This window comes from Anaerophaga thermohalophila DSM 12881 (assembly GCF_000191885.1).
In the GTDB taxonomy this organism is placed as follows: domain Bacteria; phylum Bacteroidota; class Bacteroidia; order Bacteroidales; family Marinilabiliaceae; genus Anaerophaga; species Anaerophaga thermohalophila.
On record NZ_AEWI01000085.1, the window covers coordinates 1 to 1,640 of the forward strand.

Genomic DNA, 1,640 nt, shown 5'->3' on the forward strand with positions numbered 1-1,640 from the left:
GAGCGAAGCGAAGAATCTAATATTAAGCTAATAACCTAAAATTGATCTTTGATTTTTGTTAATTAAAATAATCTGTGCTCATCTGTGTCATCTGTGGTAAACTCTCAACCTCAACCTCAACCTTAGCCTTAACCTTAACCTCAACCTTAACCTTAACCTCAACCTCAACCTTAGCCCCAGCCTCAGCCTCAGCCTCAGCCTAATTGGTTGTCGTATCGGAGTTCCTCACTCCTATTGCCCTGAAAATCTCATCTCTGCTACAATCAACATCAATAACCGGTTTTCCAACACCGGCCAGCAAAGTAAAGTTTATTCTCTCTCCTTTATTCTTTTTATCGTGTTTCATCAAAGCATACAAATCATCAAAATCGGACTCATTAAAATTATGATGTCCATACATATCTGTAATATATCTTTCTACTTTTTCACGAACAGCCGAAGGGAACTTCAGCTTTTCCCCGGCCAGTTGCAACTCCGCCACAATTCCCCAGGCTACGGCATAACCATGAAGAACCGGTTTTCCCTTTTTCATAGAGAGACTCTCGAATGCATGGCCGATGGTATGACCCAGATTCAGAGCTTTTCTAATACCACTTTCCCGGGGATCGTTCTCAACGTATCGGTCTTTCACCAAAACCGATTCTGCCACCAATCCTGAAAGTCCCTTTGCAGTAATATCCGAAGGGCCCATGATCATAAGTTTTTCAAGTGTTTCGGACTTATCGATAAGGGCATGCTTCAGCATCTCGGCATATCCCGACAAAAGGTTTTCCCGGTCGAGCGTTTCAAGAAACTGAATATGAATCAGAACCATTTCGGCCAGACGAAAAACCCCGATTTCATTTTTAAACCCATTAAAGTTGATCCCCGTCTTGCCCCCCACAGAGGCATCCACCATTGCCAGTAAAGTGGTAGGCAGGTTAACAAACGGGATGCCTCTTTTATAGGTAGCGGCAGCGAATCCTCCCAAATCGCAAGGCATTCCCCCGCCGAGATTTATCAACAAAGAATGCCGTGATGCCCCTTTATCGGACAAAAAGCGCCAAACAGACGACAACGCTTCTATATTTTTAAAATCATCGCCCGACCGGATAGTCATTGTACGGTCATCTGTAATGGATGGTACATCCTTAATTAGCGGCAAACAATAGCGGTAGGTCTGTTCATCTGTCAGCACAAACACCTTATCGGGTGATATTTTTTTTATCAGCAACTCCAAATCCGTTACAGGATCGTCACAAAGCGAAACAGAGGCAGATTTTGCAGGTAATGGTTGCATGCTCAAGTATATTATCAGACAATTATTCCTGAGGTCACTCCTAAAAAGACTCTTTTAGGACCAGACGCATTGATGCAAAAATAAGATTTTTTATTGAGTCTGAATTTTTATCTTTGTTCAGCATAACAACAGATGCTTAACTGGAAGATGTTTAAAAGTAAGCGACAGGCAGAAGGCAGAAGGCAGAAGGCAGAAGGCAGAAGGCAGAAGTTTGACAGGCAGAAGGCAGAAGGCAGAAGGCAGGCCCGAAAAATTGGTCTGATACACATATATCCAATCCTTTAAAACAAATGATGAGTGCAGTCTAAAAAGCCTTTTGACCCCTGAATCCCCTAAAGGGGACTTTTTCAAACTGCTGATT

Annotated in this window: 1 protein-coding gene; it reads right to left on the reverse strand. The window is 42.7% G+C overall.

What is annotated here, in order from left to right:
- Nucleotides 1-199 precede the first annotated feature (199 nt).
- The gene (aroB, locus tag ATH1_RS0115380; RefSeq protein WP_010423654.1) at nucleotides 200-1,279 is read right to left on the reverse strand and encodes a 3-dehydroquinate synthase; all 1,080 of its coding nucleotides are present in this window, start codon (nucleotides 1,277-1,279) and stop codon (nucleotides 200-202) included.
- Nucleotides 1,280-1,640: the final 361 nt, after the last annotated feature.